This window comes from Streptomyces flavusporus (assembly GCF_046267975.1).
Classification (GTDB): Bacteria; Actinomycetota; Actinomycetes; order Streptomycetales; family Streptomycetaceae; genus Streptomyces; species Streptomyces flavusporus.
In genome coordinates, this window is sequence record NZ_CP176503.1 from 3,323,186 (window position 1) to 3,341,401 (window position 18,216).

At 70.5% G+C, this 18,216-nt stretch carries 20 protein-coding genes; 14 read left to right on the plus strand and 6 right to left on the minus strand.

All coding sequences use genetic code 11. The annotated features are described in order from the left end of the window. Nucleotides 1-66: 66 nt before the first annotated feature. The 4 genes from ACKTSN_RS15635 to ACKTSN_RS15650 all read right to left on the minus strand — a co-directional run bounded on the left by ACKTSN_RS15635 (nt 67) and on the right by ACKTSN_RS15650 (nt 4,164). Nucleotides 67-579 (minus strand): NUDIX domain-containing protein, encoded by a 513-nt coding sequence (locus ACKTSN_RS15635; protein ID WP_409469700.1) that lies wholly within the window; start codon nt 577-579, stop codon nt 67-69. Nucleotides 580-1,124: 545 nt separating this feature from the next. Further along, a complete protein-coding gene (locus ACKTSN_RS15640) occupies nt 1,125-1,544 on the minus strand; it encodes an NUDIX hydrolase (protein ID WP_409469701.1) in 420 nt (139 codons plus the stop codon). Between the two features lie 341 nt (nt 1,545-1,885). Then, entirely contained in the window at nt 1,886-2,767 is an 882-nt protein-coding gene (locus tag ACKTSN_RS15645; protein ID WP_409469702.1) for a phosphotransferase family protein, read from the minus strand. After that, the gene (locus ACKTSN_RS15650; RefSeq protein WP_409469703.1) at nt 2,764-4,164 is read right to left on the minus strand and encodes a helix-turn-helix domain-containing protein; all 1,401 of its coding nucleotides are present in this window, start codon (nt 4,162-4,164) and stop codon (nt 2,764-2,766) included. The genes ACKTSN_RS15645 and ACKTSN_RS15650 overlap by 4 nt, the downstream gene beginning before the upstream one ends. 206 nt (nt 4,165-4,370) lie before the next feature. Between ACKTSN_RS15650 and ACKTSN_RS15655 the strand changes: the two genes are divergently transcribed. The 10 genes from ACKTSN_RS15655 (at nt 4,371) to ACKTSN_RS15700 (ending at nt 12,611) form a co-directional block, all read left to right on the plus strand. After that, nucleotides 4,371-4,820 (plus strand): ATP-binding protein, encoded by a 450-nt coding sequence (locus ACKTSN_RS15655; RefSeq protein WP_409469704.1) that lies wholly within the window; start codon nt 4,371-4,373, stop codon nt 4,818-4,820. Between the two features lie 38 nt (nt 4,821-4,858). Further along, complete coding sequence (locus ACKTSN_RS15660; protein WP_409469705.1) at nt 4,859-5,383, plus strand: hypothetical protein; 525 nt, start codon at nt 4,859-4,861, stop codon at nt 5,381-5,383. Beyond that, a complete protein-coding gene (locus ACKTSN_RS15665) occupies nt 5,373-5,915 on the plus strand; it encodes a DUF6415 family natural product biosynthesis protein (RefSeq protein ID WP_409469706.1) in 543 nt (180 codons plus the stop codon). Before ACKTSN_RS15660 ends, ACKTSN_RS15665 begins: the two co-directional genes overlap by 11 nt. A 124-nt stretch (nt 5,916-6,039) precedes the next feature. Then, a complete protein-coding gene (locus ACKTSN_RS15670; RefSeq protein ID WP_409469707.1) occupies nt 6,040-6,228 on the plus strand; it encodes a hypothetical protein in 189 nt (62 codons plus the stop codon). 62 nt (nt 6,229-6,290) lie between these two features. After that, on the plus strand, nt 6,291-7,475 hold the full coding sequence (locus ACKTSN_RS15675; protein WP_409469708.1) for a phosphotransferase: 1,185 nt from the start codon (nt 6,291-6,293) through the stop codon (nt 7,473-7,475). Then, nucleotides 7,472-8,383 carry a lactate/malate family dehydrogenase gene (locus ACKTSN_RS15680; protein WP_409469709.1) on the plus strand — a complete coding sequence of 304 codons (912 nt, stop codon included), beginning with the start codon at nt 7,472-7,474 and terminating at the stop codon, nt 8,381-8,383. Before ACKTSN_RS15675 ends, ACKTSN_RS15680 begins: the two co-directional genes overlap by 4 nt. Continuing rightward, nucleotides 8,374-9,504, plus strand: a complete 1,131-nt coding sequence (locus ACKTSN_RS15685) for a hypothetical protein (RefSeq protein WP_409469710.1) — start codon at nt 8,374-8,376, stop codon at nt 9,502-9,504. The genes ACKTSN_RS15680 and ACKTSN_RS15685 overlap by 10 nt, the downstream gene beginning before the upstream one ends. A gap of 32 nt (nt 9,505-9,536) precedes the next feature. Next, nucleotides 9,537-10,469, plus strand: a complete 933-nt coding sequence (locus ACKTSN_RS15690) for a radical SAM/SPASM domain-containing protein (RefSeq protein ID WP_409469711.1) — start codon at nt 9,537-9,539, stop codon at nt 10,467-10,469. A 10-nt stretch (nt 10,470-10,479) separates the two neighbouring features. Then, nucleotides 10,480-11,613 (plus strand): protein-L-isoaspartate(D-aspartate) O-methyltransferase, encoded by a 1,134-nt coding sequence (locus ACKTSN_RS15695; protein ID WP_409469712.1) that lies wholly within the window; start codon nt 10,480-10,482, stop codon nt 11,611-11,613. Between the two features lie 245 nt (nt 11,614-11,858). After that, nucleotides 11,859-12,611, plus strand: coding sequence for a DUF4142 domain-containing protein (locus ACKTSN_RS15700; protein WP_409469713.1), 753 nt, complete (start codon nt 11,859-11,861; stop codon nt 12,609-12,611). A 12-nt stretch (nt 12,612-12,623) separates the two neighbouring features. Here ACKTSN_RS15700 and ACKTSN_RS15705 read toward each other — a convergent pair whose 3' ends face one another. Beyond that, nucleotides 12,624-13,619 (minus strand): Ku protein, encoded by a 996-nt coding sequence (locus tag ACKTSN_RS15705; RefSeq protein ID WP_409469714.1) that lies wholly within the window; start codon nt 13,617-13,619, stop codon nt 12,624-12,626. A 62-nt stretch (nt 13,620-13,681) separates the two neighbouring features. Between ACKTSN_RS15705 and ligD the strand changes: the two genes are divergently transcribed. Beyond that, complete coding sequence (gene ligD, locus ACKTSN_RS15710; RefSeq protein WP_409469715.1) at nt 13,682-14,563, plus strand: non-homologous end-joining DNA ligase; 882 nt, start codon at nt 13,682-13,684, stop codon at nt 14,561-14,563. A 99-nt stretch (nt 14,564-14,662) separates the two neighbouring features. Here ligD and ACKTSN_RS15715 read toward each other — a convergent pair whose 3' ends face one another. Further along, on the minus strand, nt 14,663-15,469 hold the full coding sequence (locus ACKTSN_RS15715) for a nuclease-related domain-containing protein (RefSeq protein ID WP_409469716.1): 807 nt from the start codon (nt 15,467-15,469) through the stop codon (nt 14,663-14,665). A 97-nt stretch (nt 15,470-15,566) separates the two neighbouring features. Between ACKTSN_RS15715 and ACKTSN_RS15720 the strand changes: the two genes are divergently transcribed. The 3 genes from ACKTSN_RS15720 to ACKTSN_RS15730 all read left to right on the plus strand — a co-directional run bounded on the left by ACKTSN_RS15720 (nt 15,567) and on the right by ACKTSN_RS15730 (nt 18,189). Then, nucleotides 15,567-16,073 (plus strand): protein-tyrosine phosphatase family protein, encoded by a 507-nt coding sequence (locus tag ACKTSN_RS15720; RefSeq protein ID WP_409469717.1) that lies wholly within the window; start codon nt 15,567-15,569, stop codon nt 16,071-16,073. Nucleotides 16,074-16,156: 83 nt separating this feature from the next. Further along, entirely contained in the window at nt 16,157-16,912 is a 756-nt protein-coding gene (locus ACKTSN_RS15725; protein WP_409469718.1) for a hypothetical protein, read from the plus strand. Continuing rightward, a complete protein-coding gene (locus tag ACKTSN_RS15730; RefSeq protein WP_409469719.1) occupies nt 16,909-18,189 on the plus strand; it encodes an ATP-binding protein in 1,281 nt (426 codons plus the stop codon). Before ACKTSN_RS15725 ends, ACKTSN_RS15730 begins: the two co-directional genes overlap by 4 nt. Nucleotides 18,190-18,216: the final 27 nt, after the last annotated feature.

An 18,216-nucleotide genomic window follows, 5' to 3' on the forward strand; every position in this document is an offset into this window, starting at 1 on the left:
CGGCGATGATTGCGCTGTGCCCGAACGCTCGCCGGAACGCCGGTCGGTTTTCCTGGCAGGGGGACGTCAGACCGGTTGCCCGTCGTGCAGGTACAACGGGCCGCCTTGCCCGTTGAGGGCTTCCAGAGCGGCCCGCAAGCGGCGGGCGAGCCGGTTCCGCAGCCGCGTGGTTGCTTCGGCGGGTGTTACGAACGCGAGCTCGGAGAGCTCGTCGTCGTGGGGCTGCAGGGCGGCAGCCTCGGCAGTGCCGATCGTGCCGGCGTCGAAGATGAAGGCGATCTGGTCGTCCCACGGCCCATGAGGGGCGACCCAGTCGACGACGAGCAGCCTGCGCGGCTCGATGGCCAGCCCAAGCTCTTCCTTGAGCTCGCGTGTCGCGGCGATGTGAGGTGGTTCGTTCGCCTCAGCCATTCCGCCCGGCAGGTCCCAGTCCGGTTTGTACGTCGGGTTCACGAGCAGGATGCGTCCGTCGCCGTCGCGGAGGAGGACGTCCGCGGCTACGCGTTTGCGGGCCTGGGTGCGGTTGCCCTCGGCGAGGTAGGCGTTCCAGGCGTCCGGGTCTGCGGGAGTGGGCCTCATGATCGGGCGCCTCCGGGGGTGAGGATGTCAGCGAGCAGCAGCATTCTCGCCCGTCTCGCCTCGTCGAACCGTGTCAGGTAGTCGCGCACAGGTCGGTAGCTCCGGTGTGTTTCCAGGAGTCGGCGTAGCTCGTCGCTGCCGGATTGCCTCGCCGGTCGCGCAGTGCAGGCACTGAGCGGCACCAGCGTGGTCGTCGGCGAGGAGCCGTACGCGAGCCACCGTGATCAGTTCGATGACGCGCCACTGGGGCGCGACGGTGGTCGTGGCAATCGGGCTGCCCTGCTCGGCGAGCTGTATAGCCGCCCGTGTCCGGGGTGGGCGACCAGACCCCGCAGACGGATCTCATGCCGAGCGTAGGAGTTGAACAGCGAGGTGTGTTCTGTGCTGTCGAGGAGCGCGTCGGCTTCCCGCATTACCTGGTCGAAGAGCAGTTGATTGCCCAGGGTGCCAGCGGCACGAGCCAGAAGGGGAATGGCCTGTGGGGTTGCCCAGTGCCACAGGGTGTGTTGCGAGCGCCGCGCCACCATCGCGCTGTCCATCGCCGGTCACATCCGTGCGTACCAGGCGGCGATGGACTGCTTGTATCCCTCTGGCATGGTCAGGCCAGGCACTTCGTCAGCGGTGAACATACCGAGCTGCTTGTGCTCGTGACTCACCACGGGGGTCATGTCCGGGGTGAGGACGATGCAGCCGTAGGTGACGATCACGACTCGCCGGTCCGGCAGAGTCACCGGCAGTGGCTGGTAGATCCACACATCCAGGAGAGGGCCTGCCTTCACCCCCCAGCCGGTCTCCTCCTTGATTTCCCTCTCTACTGCCAACTCGGGTGTGGCATCGGAGGGTTCGAGTCGCCCTCCGGGCAGCTCCCACTCCTCGCGTTCGTTCTTCAGCAGCAGTACGCGTCGGCGGCTGTCCAAGGCCACGCCCTTGACGGAGACGGGCCAGGTGGGGGGCGTGTACGCCATCGCTCTCCTCGGATTGCACGTACGGCCTGGGGTGGTCGGAACGTAGCGCGCGGCCCGTGGCGCGAGTCAGGCGTGGGTGAATTGCCCGAGTCGACAATCTGTCGCTTTACCCCAGGTCCAGCGGCGCCGAACAGTGGGACCAATCCATCGCAGCGAAGGAGATCCGTGATGCGCCGAGTTCATCAGCCGTACGCATCGAACTGGAGCGAGCCGTAGCAGAACAACACATCGCGGCCGTGCGACAGCCGGTCCCGGCGGCCAGTGATCTGCTGCTCGTCCACTCTGTGTGCCTCCCCTCGGTGTCGGCTCCGGCTATCGGCGAAGTAGTTGGCGCGTGGGCACTACATGATCCCTTTCCAGTGCCAAGGGCGCGGTGCTGCTCGGCCACGCAGGCAGTCGACGCGGTATTGGGCCTCGGCCTGCCACTCGGGGCGTGTTGCGGCGTGCTGGGCCGCGTAGGTGGTCATGCGCAACTCGCGAGCTCCGGCGAGGAGTTCGTACCCCTCCCACTGCGTGACGTCCGTACCGTACGCCGCGCAGAACTCGGCGTACTCGGCCCGAGTGACCGCGCCGGTTGTCGTCATCTTGACCGCGGTGGATACGAGATCCCACTCAGGCGGTCCGACGGAGGCCCGCTCGAAGTCGAGCAGCACGGGCCCGCCCGCGGTGCGTACGACGTTGCCGACCCAGGCATCTCCGTGCACGACGCACTCAGGCAGCCCCACGGGGCGGCGCTCCCACCGCTCGCGGAGCTCCGCATGCCGATCCCGCAGCCAGGCGCGATCGCCCTCCGACAGCGACGTCGCGGCCTCGATGCGTTCGTCCACCCGCACGAAGGGGTCCAGCTCGTCGAGTGGAAGATCCGGGACCGGCAACGGATGGAGTTGCTTCATCAACGTGACGACATCCATGACGTTGCCGATCTCATGTGGCGGCAGCTCGACCCAGAACGTCACCGGGCGGCCCGCCGCCTCGACGGGCTGCTCGACCGGCAGCGCGCGGACGGCCGACACCCCGTTGTCGGCGAGCCACCGCGCCACGCGGACCTCACGCACCGCAGCCTTCCACTGACCGGCGCGAGCGATGCGGACGATCACCCCACCGGGGAGGCGCCATATCTCGTTCTCGGCGATACGGACGGGCTCGGCGCCGGCCGGATCGAAGCCCGCGAGAGCGCAGGCTTCTTCCAGTACGGCACGGGCGGGGACAGCCGAGATCGTCATGCCTGCAAGGTAGTCGTGATCCGCTGCCGCAGGCGCGCCGCCTCCTCCAAGGTGCGGTGCTGCGCGGCGAATCGGCGGAGTTCCTTGATGTCCTCGGCTGCCCTGCGCGAGGTGAGCCGGCCGACATCGTTGAGGGCCTGGTGACCGATGGCGACCGCCTGCATCGGGTCTCCCTTCGCCATGACAAGAGACGCCAGCTTCGTACAGGAGATCCCACGAGAGCGGGCGTAGGCGTCGCTGTGCCCGGCGACCGCAGTCGTGAACCGTTGCGCTGCGCGTCCCGGGTCCTGGTCTTTGTGGATGGCCAGGTCGAACAGGGCGTGGGCCGTATCGCCGTGGTGCTGTGCCTCGTCGTAGTAGTGCATCCACGCCGGATCTTCGGCAGAGTTCGAGCGGGCGAAAGCGTCGTCGGCGGCGCCGACCGCAGCCATCGTGCCCTGCACGTCGTGCAGCTTCCCGAAGGCGCGAGCGCGGGCGCTATGCATCATGGCCTGGATCGTCGGGGTGAGCCGGTCGGAACGGACCAGGCCCTTCTCCGCGTACGTGAGGCCCTCGTCCGGATCGCCGAGCCAAGTCGCCTGGCGTGACAGGAAGGAGAACGTCTTGGCGCGCAACCACCAGTCGCCGGCCTCCTCCGCGCATTCGGACGCGATCTTGAAGGCGACCCGGGCCTCGTCGTGGGCGTAGGCGTCGAAATGCGTCGCGCCGACCACGATGCCCAGCCGCGCGACGTCGCCGAGGAGCTCTTGGCGCAGCGGCTCGGGGCAGTCGACGGAGAGCAGCCGTACGGCCCATTCCATGGAGCGGCTCGCGAAGTCGCCGACCAGACCCCCGCCGCCTTGGGTGTTGTCCCATCGGTGGATGCCGTCGGCGATGTGGCGCAGCTGATCGAGTTCCGTCGGGCGAATCCGCTTCGGGAGCTCGGGCGGTGCGGTCGGGGATACGAGTCTGGCGAGGTCTATCGGGGCGATGGCAGCAAGGCTGGTGGCTGCCAGGAAGGCGCGTCGGTCCACTGACGGAAGGCTCTCAGGTAGCGGGGCTGAGCTGTCTCCGCTCAGGATGCGCCCTTGATGGAGCTGAATGGTCCCCTCCGCTAGTGCCCGGCGGGCACTATCCGCTTCGCGCCGCTTTTTGTCCGCATCGCCGAACACCATGCCCCACGCGCGCGTGAGGACTCCGCCCGTGTTGAGGACGTCGTCCAGACGCTCGGCGAGATCCCTCCGGCACCGGTACTGGCCCTTCTCAATCTTGGAGATCACATCTGGGCTGACCTGCACCATCGGCCCTAACTGGGCGGCCCGCAACCCCGGTTGACGCTTACGCCAGTAGCGCAGTTCTGCACCGAACCATGCCTCTGGTGAAGCGTCTGGGGTGAGCTCTTTCTCTGGCTGCGGCATCAGCGTTCCCTGGGTCGTGATGCGGATATCTCAGCTCTCCGCATCCGGATCTGCACGCGGGTCTCGTGGCCTGACTGAATGGTTGCTGACCGGTACCACACCAGTACACACCGCAGTCGAACCTCCGTGGTGAGAATTCCGCCAGACCGAAGAGTGGATCTGTGATGGCCGACCTCTTGGAACTTCCCGCTACGCCAGCAACCGGCGTGCGCGCGACGACGCGCAGCGCTCCGGGACACCTGGCGATAGACCTCGACGTGACTCCCGAGGCCGTGCCGATCATGAGATCCATCGTGTGCGACCACCTGAAGCTGTGGGGCGTCGCCAGCACGAGCGACCGCGCGGCCCTGACGGTCTCGGAGCTGCTGACCAACGTCCTGCGGCACACACGGCCTGTCGCGCGCACTGGGACGCGGAGCGCGCGGCTCACGGTCACGCGCCTGCCCGGAGTTGTGAACGTCTGCGTGCGGGACTTCGATCCGGCACTGCCCGAGCTCTCCTACCCGGCCGCCGACGACGAGTGCGGCCGTGGCTTGCATCTCGTCATGGCCTTCGCCGACGACTTCGGGTGCTCCTCGATCAAGGGCGGCAAAGACGTGTGGGCGAACTTCCTGATCGGCGGCGACGGGACGAGCGGCCCGGAGGTTGCCCGGTGAGAGACGCAGTACGAGCCCCAGTTGAGCCAGAAGCCGAGGTGTTTGTGCACACCCGGCGCGAGCGCGAGGTAGCGGTGGGAACCTGGCTCCTGCTGTCGGCGCAGAGCGCAGACCGGGCGCGGATGGAGTGGAAGAAGGGCGGGATCGCTCTTCTGCGGTGTGGTGCGTTGTTCGCGGCGATCCGCATGAACGGTGACCTGGTCCGCGCGGCGGCCGACACCGACGACGCAGAGAGGGTGGATGCGTTCCTCGAAGAGGCGCTGTGCGGTGGCCCCGTGTTCGTCGACCAGCACAGTGCCCAGTACTACGCCCTTGTGCCAGCGAGCATGCAGGACCGGCGGGAGTGGCGCGAGCGGCGGCACCTCGACGGCACCAAATGTCTTGGCCGCGATTCCTACCTAGGGGTGCCGCGGCCGGAGTTCACCGAGCCGGACCACCACTTCAGCTACTGGTGCGTTTCGATGGACGGGCCCGGAGACCTGTGCCCTGTAGAGGCGGTGTCCCAGCTCGTCACGTACGGCCAGTACCGGCTGGCCACGGCGGAGGCCCGTAGTGGGGCGTAACGAGCACGCGCCGATCGACGCGACGACGATCCGGCAGACGTGCGAGGGCGTTCTGTGGGCTCCCTTCAGGCCAGAGGGCGCGGAACTCGACGCGTTCCGCGGCAGGCTGACGGGTCACGTGCAGCTCCTCATCCCGGAAGTCACGGACATCGCGGCTCGCATGCGAGGGATAACGCGGAGCACGGCGGTGCACGTGATCGTGCGCACGCACCAGCTGTTGGACGAAGGCGTCGACGCCTACCCGGCGGCGCAGGCGTGCTACGTCTACGACCTCGCCACCACGGCCCGCGCGCTGCTGACGCTGCACGAAAATCCGGGCCCGCTCGGTCCGCCGACACGCCGAGACGAGATCGAGGACGCCGTCCGGCGGCGCTTGTGTGGTGCCTGCTCTCAGCCGATCGCCGACGGCGAGGGGTTCGAGCGGGCGCTGTTCGCGTCGGAGGCGAGCGGCGGCGTTCGCGGCTACCTCCACACCGACAGCTGCGCCGACCTCGCCGAGGAGCGGCGAAAGCAACTGCGCGCCGTGCCTTGACCGGCGCCACAGACCCCCCTGGGGCTACCGCGCCTTGTCCCCGGGGGTGGTGGCTCCGGTCGTCTGCTCGCCCCCGTGGTGGGCGGCGGGAGCCACCTGCGACATCCAGGAAAGGAAGGCCGTTGTGGAAGGGCATTGGGTCACCGGTGACTGCTGGCTCGGGTGCGAGCGCACTGGGGTGCCGGTGCTCTGGCTCGGCCCGGTGCAGCGGGACGGGCAGGCCGCCCCGTTCTACGCGTGCGAGCCGTGCCTGAAGCGCCTCAAGGCGCGGGCCGTCGCCTACTTCATGGAGCGGCAGCCGGCCATCGCCTGACAACGTGGGCGCCCCTCCGCACACGCCCAACCCCTATTACCGCTGATCGCCGAGGAGGCACCTTGACCGGCACCGCCTTACCGAAGCCCGCGGACCTGTTCGCGCTCAGCACGGACCGGATTCGCCGCGCCGCGTGTGACCTGTGGCCCGGACAGACGCTGACCCTCGGCGATCACGTCCCCTCGGTCACCGCGTACGTCCACCGCGCGACCGTCGGCGGTAGGACCCTGTACGCGAAGGACTCGATCCTTGGCCTGTCCCTCGTGTCTGTCCTGCGGGGCCTGGCGGGCGACTGGGACGCCGTCCGCGCGGCACAGGCCGCATACGCCACCTCTCCCGCGTCTCTGCTCGCGCGCGAGACGGCACAGCTCCGCACCCTGGAAGCGGCCGGCGTCCGCGTGGCCCGATGCTCTGGCTACACGGCGGGAGTGCTGTTCACCGAGCCCGTTACCGGCCCGACCCTCGCCGATCTGATAGCCAAAGACCCCGCCCGGACACAGGACTTGCTCACCGCGGCCGTCACCGGCCTGGAAGGGCTTCAGCATCCGGCCGTTGCCGCCCAGGTCGACGCCGCCCCGATCCCGGAGCGGAGCATTGACGGCACCTTCCGCCGGAAGTTCAACGGCGTATCCGGCCGCCTCTACGTCGAACGCCTCGGCGTAGACCGCCTCGACGAGCGCACCCGCTGGGGCGTCGCCGCCGTGTTCGGCGTTGTCGTGGCCAGGTTGCTGAAACTCCGCCTCACGCCTCCGACCGGGCCGACAGCCATCGTGTACGGCGACTTGAAACCGGAACACGTCCTCTTCCCCGACGGGCCGTCAGAGGCCCCGGTTTTCATCGACCCCGGACTAGCCCGCGGCCCCGCGCACCACGACTCCCCGAAACTCGTCTCCCGCACGTTCCTGGCACTTCTCGCCGCGCCGCCCCTCGACAATCCGGCGGCCGTGGTCGACGGCATCGCCGCGTTCGTGGCCGACCAGACCCACGCCTTGCGCGGCACCTTGCGCGGGCTGTGGCTGCGGCGGCTGCTCGTGACGTGGCTGATGGACACGGTCAACATCCTGTCGTCCTACCTCACCGCCCCCGCCGCGCTGCCGCTGCCCGAGCACGCCCGCGCGGTCGTCGACCGGACCGAGGCCCTGTGCACCCTCCTGGACCAGGTAAGCGCCACCGTCGCGGCCGGCACCGAGCCGGATGCAGCCTGGCGCCTGGCCCTGCGCGCCGTCTCCAAGGCGGCGGCCCGATGACCGGCCACACGGTGGGCATCGTCGGCGCCGGCGCAGTCGGACAGACCGTCGCCGCGCTCCTCGTCGGCGAGCCATGGTGTGACCGGCTGCTGATCATCTCCCGCACCCTGGAGCGAGCCGTGGGCCTGGCCGCCGATCTGGACGACATGGCCCACCTCGCCCGCAGCCCCGCCCGCGCGGACATCGCCGCGACGGCCGCTGACCTCCACCAGGCAGACACCCTTGTGATCTGCCCCCGCGCCACGTTCACCAACTCCGCACGCCGGAATGTGCGCATGGCCGGACTGACCGCGAACGCCCCCCTGATCGCCGACTTCGCCCACACCCTCACCGGCTTCACCGGGCCCGTGGTGATGGTCACCAACCCCGTGGATGTCCTCGCGCGACTCTTCGCCACCATCAGCGGCGCGGCCACCTACGGGATCGGGTCAGCGACCGACACCGCCCGCTACCGCGCCGCCCTCGCCGCCCACCACCGCGTGCCCGTCGGAGCGGTGGACGGGTACGTGATCGGCGAGCACGGCGACGGCGCGGTCATCTGCGCCTCAACCACCACCATCAACGGCCGCCCGTGCACGGTGCCCATCGACGTTGTACGCGCCGAACTCACCGCCCGCCCCCGTCGGATCAACACGGGTATCGGCCGCACCCGCCACGGTCCGGCCGCCGCCGTCCTCTCCGCGCTCCGCAAGCTCCTCGCACAGGAGGACGGAACCGACGTCCTGTCCGTCAACCGCGCGGGCATATGGCTCGGAATCCGGTTGCACATCCGCGCCGGTCAGCCGACCGCGCAGCCCCTGGAGCTGGACGCCCACGAGACGGCGGACCTGCTCACCGCCCGCACGAAACTCGAAGCCGCCTACCGCAAGATCAGCCACCACGAGCAAGGAGCCCCCGCGTGCCCCTGACCGCAACCCGTATCCACGCCGACACCGCCACCGTCACGGTCGCCAGCCAGACAGAGGCCGTCACCGACTGGTCGCACCGCTACTTCGGCCCCTGGTGGAACGCCGCCACCACCGACACCCCGGGCCCCGGCGGCTTCGCCGACGGCGGCGGCCTCGTCCTCGCCGACGTCGGCCCCGCCCGAGTGGACGACATCGCTCGCCTCGTCACCGACTACGGCCACGACGAAACCACCTACGCGAACGCCCGCACCCTCGTCGCCCGTCTCGACGGGATCACGTACGCGGTGCAGCCGGACGAGCGGATCGGCTACCAGGCCGACGGCCGCCGCCTGGTCATCGTCGGCGACCACGCCGAGCCGGTCGCCGTCGCCGCCGCGCGCCTGGCTCGCGAACTCATCCGCGGACAGCTCCTGAGCGACGGCTGGACCGTACTGCACGCGTCCGCCGCCACGCAGAACGGAGACGCCGTCCTCACCCTTGGCGACAAGGGCGCGGGCAAGACCACCACCGCCCTCCTGCTGGCCCGCGCCGGTTGGCAGCTGCTGGCCAATGACCGTGTCTTCGTCCGTCCCGAACCGGACGGCCGCGTGCGGGTGCTGCCGTGGCCTTCGGCCGCAGCGATCGGTCTCGGCCTCCTCGACGCGACCGGCCTGTACGACCCGGTCCGCGAACGCGTGCTCGCCGGCGGACAGCTCCACCCCACCCAGCACCCCATGGTGACCGAAGCCCTTCACGACGGGCGCCGTGAGCCGATTTGGCGCGAGGACGGCAAGGAGCTGAAGCCGCAGTTCTTCCCCGACCAGCTCTCCAGCTGGCTCGGCCTCACCCTCAGCACGGGCGCGAGAGCGGCCGGGCTGCTCTTCCCGGCCGTGAACCCCGAGACCAGTCCGGCCCTCGTCGACGACGACCGCGCCCTGACCGACGCCGACGTGTTCACCTCGAAGACCGAAGACCGCTACCCGGACATCTTCGGCCTCACCCCCACCATCGCGACCGGCGCCCAGGCGCTCACTGAGCAGCTTGCCCGGCTGCCGTGCCGCTCCCTGGCCCTCAGCCACGACACCGACGCGAACGCGGCGCTCCTGGCCAAGACCGCCGAGGAGTTGACGGCCGACCACTGAGCGCAAGCCACTCTGAAGAAGGAGACGCAGACATGACGATCGCTCCCGAGGCACCCGCAACACCCGCACCCCTGACGTTCCTTGAGCTGGAGATCACCAGCCGCTGTCAGCTCACCTGCGGATCGCACTGCTACGCCCAGGCCGGGCCGACGAAGGGCCACGGCACCATGACCGCCGAGGACTGGCGGCGCGTGATCGACGAGGCCGCCGCGCTCGGCGTGGAAACGGTGCAGTTCATCGGCGGCGAGCCGACCATGCATCCCGACTTCGCTGAGCTCGTCGAGTACGCGCTGAACTCCGGGCTCGGCGTCCAGGTGTACAGCAACCTGTACCGGGTGCGGCGCGAACACTGGGAGCTGTTCGCGCACCCGCAGGTGAGCCTGGGGACGTCGTACTACTCCGACGACCCGGTCGAGCACGACGAGATCACCGGCCGCAACGGGTCCCACGACTCGACCCGGGCGAACATCGCCGAAGCGGTACGGCGCGGTATCCCTCTGAAGGTCGGCATCATCCACATGCGCGACGGGCAGCGCACAGAAGAGGCCCGCGCCGAGATGGAAGCCCTCGGCGTCGAGCAGGTGCACGTAGACCGGGTGCGTGCCGTGGGCAACGCGGCCAAGACGACGCTGATCCCGTCCACGTCGGAGCTCTGCGGGCAATGCGCCGACGGGAAGGCCGCTGTCCTCCCGGACGGCACCGTGACCCCCTGCGTGCTAGGGCGGTTCCTCCCCGCCGGCTCCGTGAAGACGGCCGGGCTGAAAGAGGTGTTCGCCGGGCAGCAGTGGGCGCAGGTCGTTGCGTCGATCCCCCGTCGGCGCGGCGGCTGTGTGCCGGACACCTGTACCCCCAAAGAGGACTCGTGCCAGCCCTCCCCGGGAGTTGTGACGGCCTGCAACCCTGATAAGGACGGCTCCGACTGTTCCCCGGCCGAGACCCCGGCTTGCAGGCCCGCGTACAACTAGGAGGCGGCACATGGACTGGGAGATGCACGCGCGGCGGTTGGCGGCCGAAGTGGTCCGCCCTGAGTCGCGCTGGTACGAGCCGCTCGCCGCCACGCCGCGGCACGTGTTCGTGCCCCGCTGGTGGGCGCGCGGATCGGAGGCGTGGGAGTTGCGCGACGGGCCCGCCGACCCCGAGGCATGGATGCAAGCGACCTACGCGAACCGGACGCTCGTGACCCGCATTGGCCCGCAGCACGCCGACCACGCCGAGCTGGGCGCCAACATCGCGACGGGGCAACCCACCTCGTCGTCAACGCTGCCCGGTCTGGTCGTGACCATGTACCGGCACGCGGTGATCGCCGACGATTCGCGAGTATTGGTGACGACCGGCACCGGCTACGGCACCGCGCTGTTGTGTCGGCGCCTCGGCGCTGAGCTGGTGACGAGCGTGGACGTCGACCCGCACTTGGTGAAGACGGCCGGGGAACGGCTCAACTCCATCGGCCTGCACCCACAGACGGCTGTCTGCGACATCACCGGGTCCCTTCCTGGGAGGTACGACCGGATCGTGTCCACCGTGTCCGTACGGCCCGTACCGGCCTCGTGGTTGTCCGCCCTGCGGCCCGGCGGACGTCTCGTGACCACCCTCGCCGGTACCGGGCTGATCGTCACCGCGGACAAGACCGAGGACGGCGGCGCCGTCGGCCGCGTCGAGCCTGACCCCGCGGGGTTCATGCGCACCCGCCACGGCGACGACTACGAGCGGCCAACGGATGAGCTGTGGGAGAAGATCGCGCGGGCCACCGGCGAGCATGTCAGCACGAGCCGGTATCCGCTGCTGTACGTGCCGGACTCGTGGGAGGTGATGTCGATGCTCGAACTCCTCGTGCCCGGCATCGACCACCGCAGCACGGTCGACGGCGACGAACGCACGGTGTGGATGCTGCACCCTGACGGCTCATGGGCTCGCGCCACCGCGGCCGGCTTCCTCGACTCGCCGACGGTGCACCAGGGCGGCCCCCGCCGCCTGTGGGACGAGTTGGAACGGATCCGCCACCGGCTCAACCGCGAAGGCGGATTGCCGGTCTACGGGGCGCCGGTCCGGATCGACCCGGACGGCGCCCTCACCCTCTCGCGCGGCGCCTGGTCGGTGACCGTGACCTGACCGCCGAGCAACCCGACGGCCCCGGGCGTCGCCAACCTGACAGACAGAGAGAGCAGGTCGACGTGACCGTCGATACTTCCGCGCGCGCTCCTCGCAAGAATCCCGCTGACGTGGGTGAGGCCTCACCCACGTCCTTGTGATGCATGCCATACCGCGCACGGCAGTTTTTTACCCGGCTCGATGATTGCCGGGCGCCTGAGATCCGTATCCATTGGCGTCCGGAGCCGTTCGCACCAGGAGGCAGAATGCGCATCACGCGCAGCATGGTCGGAACCGTCTTCGTGGGCGGCGCACTGACCCTGACCATCGCCGCCCTCGCCTACCCCGCCATGCTCGGGGTCGAGAACACTTCGAGCGCCCAGGATCGCGTCATCGCCAACACCCCGTACGGGCCGCTCACCGAGGCCGACCGCGACTTCGTCGTCAAGGTGCGTGCGGCCGGGCTGTGGGAGTACCCGCTCGGGATGATGGCGATGGAGCGCGGCACCACGCCGGAGATGAAGGAGGCCGGCGAGCACCTGGTCGTCGGGCACGCCCGGCTCGACGCGACGTGCCGCAAGATCGCCCCCGAACTCGGCATCACCCTGCCCAACGTGGCGTCGCCGCAGCAGGAGCAGTTCGTGGCGACCGTGGACGCGGAGCGCGGCAAGCAGTTCGACACCACTGCGGTGAACATCATGCGCACCGCGCACGGGGGGATCTTCCCGGTCGTCGCCAAGATCCGCGCCAGCACCAAGAACACGCTGGTCCGGGCGCTGGCCGACCAAACCAACGACACCGTGCTCGACCACATCACGGTTCTGGAGAAGACCGAGATGGTCAACTTCGACCAGGTGAACTTCGCGCAGACCAGCCCGCCGAAGATGCCCAGGGAACAGGTCACCCCGCCCCCGCCACAGCCCGGCGCCCCCGTCGTCGCCCTCACCGAACCCCCCGGCCTGGACGTGAACACCAGTTCCCCGACGCCCGTGCCCACGGCCAACTCGACGGCCCGCTGACGGGGCGTCCGCTCAGGCCGAGCGCTTGCGGGACGTGGTCTTCCTCGCGGCGGTCTTCTTCGTCGTGCTTTTCGCGGTGCTCTTCGTGGCCGCCGTCTTCTTTCCCGTCTGCGTCGACTTGGCGGTCGGCTTCTTCGCCGTGGACTTCTTGCCCGCGGGCTCCTTGGGCGCGCTGCGGCTCGTCCTGCGCCGGGGGAACTCGCGGACCTCGGCCGGCTGTTCGCCGCGGGACTCCTTCGCCGCCCTGACGCTGCTCTCCAGGGCGGCCATCAGGTCGATGACCTTGCCGCCCTTCGCCGGCTCGGGCGCCTCGGGGGGTGCCTCGCCGGCGGCCTTCGCCGCGATGACCTCCTCGACGGCCTCGCGGTACTCGTCGTGCAGGTCCTCGAGGTCGATCTCGCCGAGGGTGTCCATCAGGGCATCCGCGAGGTCGAGTTCCTTGTCGCGGACGGTGACGTCGGTCTCGGGGGCGACGCCCTCGGGGGCGCGGACCTCGTCCGGCCACAGCAGCCCGTGCATGACGATGGCGTCGCCGACCACCCGCAGCATGCCCAGCCGCTCCCGGCCGCGCAGCGCGAACTTGGCGATGGCGACCTTGTTGCTGCGTTTCAGGGCCTCCCGCAGCAGGGTGTACGGCTTGGCGGCCGGGGCGCCGCTCGCCGCGAGGTAGTACGCCGCGTCCATCTGGAGCGGATCGATCCGTTCGCCCGGCACGAAGGCCACGATCTCGATCGTCTTCGCGGTCGGGAGGGGCAGGTGGGCCAGATCCTCGTCCGTGACCGGAATGATCGACCCGTCCGCGTCCTCGTAGCCCTTGCCGATCTCCGCCCCGCTGACCTCGCGGTCCTCCAGCTCGCAGAACTTGCGGTACCGGATCCGCCCCCCGTCCTCCGTGTGGATCTGGCGGAACGAGATCGAGTGGCTCTCCGTGGCGTTCACCAGCTTGACCGGGACGCTGACGAGGCCGAACGAGACGGCGCCGTTCCATATGGATCGCACATCCAGCACCTTTCGTGACGGCATCAAGCGGGATCAAGCGATATCACCCGGTTTCGTGTGATTCTCATCGTATGACGCCGATCACAGAGGTGGAGGGGCGGCGGGTCGCGCTGAGCAATCTCGAGAAGGTGCTGCACCCGGCGACCGGGTTCACCAAGGGCGAGTTGCTGCACTACTACGCGACGACCGCCGACGTACTGCTGCCGCATCTGCGGGATCGGCCGGTGTCCTTCCTGCGCTACCCGGACGGGCCCGACGGGCAGGTCTTCTTCACCAAGAACGTGCCGCCGGGTACGCCCGAGTGGGTCACCACCGCCGAGGTGCCCCGTTCGGAAGGTCCGGCCCGGATGGTGCTCGTGCAGGACCTGCCGAGCCTGATGTGGGCCGCGAACCTGGTGACCGAGTTCCACACGCACCAGTGGGTGATCCAGGAGCCGGCGATGGCCGACCGGCTGGTCTTCGACCTGGACCCCGGGGCACCGGCGACCGTCGTCCAGGCTTGCGAGGTCGCGCTGTGGCTGCGGGAGCGGCTGGCGGCGGACGGCATCGACGCGTACGCGAAGACGTCCGGGTCGAAGGGGCTTCATCTGCTGGCCGGCATCCGGCCGACCCCCTCCGACCAGGTGTCGGAGTACGCCAAGGAGCTCGCCATGGAGGCGGAGCAGGCGATGCACCGGCTGGTCCTGCACCGGATGACGCGCAGCCTCAGGCCGGGCAAGGTGTTCGTCGACTGGAGCCAGAACGCCGCCCGGAAGACGACGGCGACGCCGTACACCCTGCGGGCACGGGCCACGCCGACGGTGTCGGCGCCGGTGACCTGGGAGGAGGTCGAGGCGTGCGGGGACGTCGGCCAGCTGACCTTCCAGGCCGGCGACATCGCCCCGCGCGTGCAGGACTACGGCGATGTACTGGCCCCGCTGCTCGACCGGGGCCGGGCCGGCCGGCTGCCCTGACGCTCCGCTGGGTGCCGCGATGTGCCGTCGATCGTCTGCGGCACCGCCGTGGCTGATCGCGCAGTTCCCCGCGCCCCTACGGCGCTGCCCGACCGCAGGTCACACTCTGACCCACGTGTTCCGGTCCCTGGCCATCGCGTGCAGGGCCTCCACGTCCGCCGGTTTCAGGACTCCCCCGAGCCGCGCCAGCCCGGCGAGGTCGGTGTCCTGCAGGACGCGGACCTCGCGCACCGGCCCGTCGAGGGACACGCGGGCCGGGCCGACCAGGGCCAGCACGGGGTGGACCTCGGCCGTCAGGGCGTACGAGGCACGGTCGGCGTCCGCACGCACCCGGCGCAGCAGCGGCCGCGGCTCCCGCCGCCCCGGCGTGACCATGGGGTCGGCGACCAGGATCCGCTGCTTGCGGGCGTACAGCGTGTGGACCGCGAAGAGTCCGCCGGGGCCGATCAGCAGGTGGTGGATGCGGTCGCCGCCGGGCAGCGGAATGGAGTGCAGGGTGTGCCAGCCCGCGCCGTCCAGCCGGTCCAGCGCCTCCCCCACCGTCTGCTCGGCCTCCAGCGCCCGGCGCCGGGGATCGGTGCGCAGCCGGGGCACCAGGCCGCCCGGATTCCGGTCCAGGGCGATCAGGAGGGCCTCTCCGGGGCGGTTGGGCGCCAGGTCGTCGTCCGGGTGCAGGGAGAGACGGGCCAGCTCGGCCGGGGTGGGCACCGGTGGCAGGCCCACCGTGACCGGGCCGGTCAGGAAGGGGCGCAGGGCCTGAAGGACGTCCTCTCTGCGGTCCTCGCCGATCAGGTTGACCCGGGCCGCCTCACGGTCGTACCAGGCGATGTTCCTGCCGTCCGTGAGGCAGACGTACAGCCGTTCCCGACCGTGTTGCCAGGTCGGTACGACGCGCAGTCCGCTCATGCACATCACCCCATGACCATGGGAACAGGCGGGGTGCTCCAGGGGCAAGAACCCGGTTACCTTTGAGAGGAGTTGGGCAGGCCCTCGGGAGGAGCCGTTGCGTACCCGCAGGAAGCACCCCGACGTACCGGCTCCGGACAGCCCGTGGGACGAGATCGTGCCCGGTCTGTGGATGGGCGGGCACGAGTTCACAGGCCGTTCGGGCGAGGTGGAGTTCGCCGTCGTGCGGGACGAGTTCGATCTCGTCCAGACCCTTCTGCGGCTGCCCGGCCACGGCCCCGACCCGGGCGTCGAGCACCAGGTGTGGCCCATCCCGGACGGGCCCCTGGACGGCACCCAGCTCGCGGGCGTGATCCGGCTGGCCGAGGCCGTCTGCGACGCGCTGGACCAGGGCCGCCGGGTCCTCGTGCGCTGCTACCACGGCTACAACCGCTCCGGCCTGGTCATCGCCCACGCCCTGGTGCACGGCGGCAGCTCCGTGGAGGCCGCGATCCGGCTGATCCGTGCCCGCCGCTCGCCCTGGGCGCTGCACAACGACCTGTTCGTGGAGTATCTGCGGGCGGGGCTGCCGACGGTGCGGTTACTGGAGGAGCTCGCCGAGTAGCCGTGGGCCGTCCGTACACCGAGCGGATACGCAAAAAGGAATTCCCCACGAATAAGGTGTATGCGGCCAGACCACCGTGAACCATGAACCACAGGAGCGCAGTGCCCCTCCGTCTCCCTCGGCGCACCACCCCCGTGCGCGTCCTCGCCCTCCTCGCGGCCGTCCTCCTGGCGGCGACCGCCACGGCCTGCGGTGACGCGGGCGGGCTGCGTGGCGCGGGGGCGACACCGACCGCGGTCGGCCCGGCCCGGCTGTGGCCCGGACTGACGCCGGCGTCCAGTCCCGCCTTCGAGATCGGCGAGGTGGACAGGAAGGTCATGAAGGGTGTCGACGTCCCGGACGACGACATCCGCACCGTGGACCCGGTCGCGGTGGTCCGCACCGAGATCGCCGCGAGCCCGGGCGACTACCGGGGGAGCAAGGCGCCGTACCGGGAGACGGCCCGCCGGATGGCGGAGTGCGGCAGGGCCGGGGACCGGACCGGGTGCCCGGTCCTCGAGCCGTACTACCGGGATCTGACCGGCGACGGACGTCACGACCTGACACTGGGCTTCCGGCTGCTGCCCGGCGAGCTGACCGCCGTCCGCGTCTACACCGTCGACAAGCACCGGCTGATGCAGGTCATGGCCTACGACGACGCCCTGAGCGGGGTGGAGATCGCCGGGCGGTCGCTGATCCTGCGCGCGCCGTCCGAGGTCACGGGCTACGAGTACCGCCTCCAGTGGACCTGGGACCCGGAGCAGCGCGCGATGCTGCTCACGCATGACGAGATGCTGCGCACCGGCAAGCGGAAGGACTCCCCCCGCCCGTCCGCCACGCCCTCGGCAAGCCCTCGATGAGGCTCACGCCGCCCCGCTGGGCCGGCACCCTGGCCGTGAAGTCCGCCCTCTTCATCACGGCGATGTGCTGTGCCCTCGCCGCGCTGCTCGGCGTCCTGGTGCACGTCTCGGTGACGCACCGGACGGTCGGCGAGGCCCGCGACCTCGCGCTGTCCCGGCTGGCGGACGCCACGGCGGCGTACGAGGCCGGGGATCCGCTGATGCCGGGCGCCGGCCTCGACTCCGACGGGCTGCCCGCGCCGCTGCGTGAGCTCGCGGCGGCCGGGGACCGCGGCACGATGGTCGCCGACCGGCAGGGCCGCCCCACGATGTGGGCGGCGGGCCCCGCCGACCGCAGCCGTGTCCTCGCGGTGGCCGTCGACTACTCGCAGCAGGCGCGCACCATCGACGGCCTCGACCAGGCGATCGGCTGGTCGTCGGCGCTCGCGACCGGCGCGACGGTACTGGTGGGGGCGTTCGCGGTGACCCGGGTGACCCGGCGGCTGCACGCCACGGCGCAGGTCGCGCGGCGGATCAGCGCGGGCGACCTGGACGCGCGCGTGAACGACGCCCGTACCCGCGATCCGAGCCGGCCGCAGGACGAGGTGGCCGCGGTGGCCGCCGCGCTGGACTCCATGGCCGCGTCGCTCCAGGGCAAGCTGCAGGCCGAGCAGCGGTTCACCGCGGATGTGGCGCACGAGCTGCGCACTCCGCTGACCGGCCTGCACGCGTCGGCGGAGCTGCTGCCGCCGGGCCGCCCGACCGAGCTGGTGCGGGACCGGGTGGCGGCGCTGCGCACCCTCACCGAGGACCTGCTGGAGATCTCCCGGCTGGACACCGGGCGGGAGCGGCTGGACCTGGCCATCGAGGAACTGGGCGCGCTGGCCGGCCGGGTCGTGCGGGCCTCCGGGACCGACACGCGGGTGCACGTCGTGCAGGACGCGCGCGTGGAGACCGACCGGCGGCGGCTGGAGCGCGTGCTGGGCAATCTGGTCGCGAACGCGCACAAGCACGGGCGGCCGCCGGCGGTGCTGACGGTGGACGGGCCCGTGGTGACCGTGCGGGACCACGGGGACGGCTATCCGGAGTACCTCCTGGCGCACGGGCCGCAGCGGTTCCGCACGGAGGGCGGCTCGAAAGGGCACGGACTCGGCCTGACGATCGCCCTCGGGCAGGCGGAGGTGCTGGGCGCGCGCCTGGAGTTCGGCAACGCACCGGACGGCGGGGCGGTGGCGCGGCTGACGCTTCCTCTGACTCCGCCGAACGGGGGCCCGGCGGTCGCCGATGGCGCGGCATGACGAGAGAACAACTCTCCTCATTTGGGT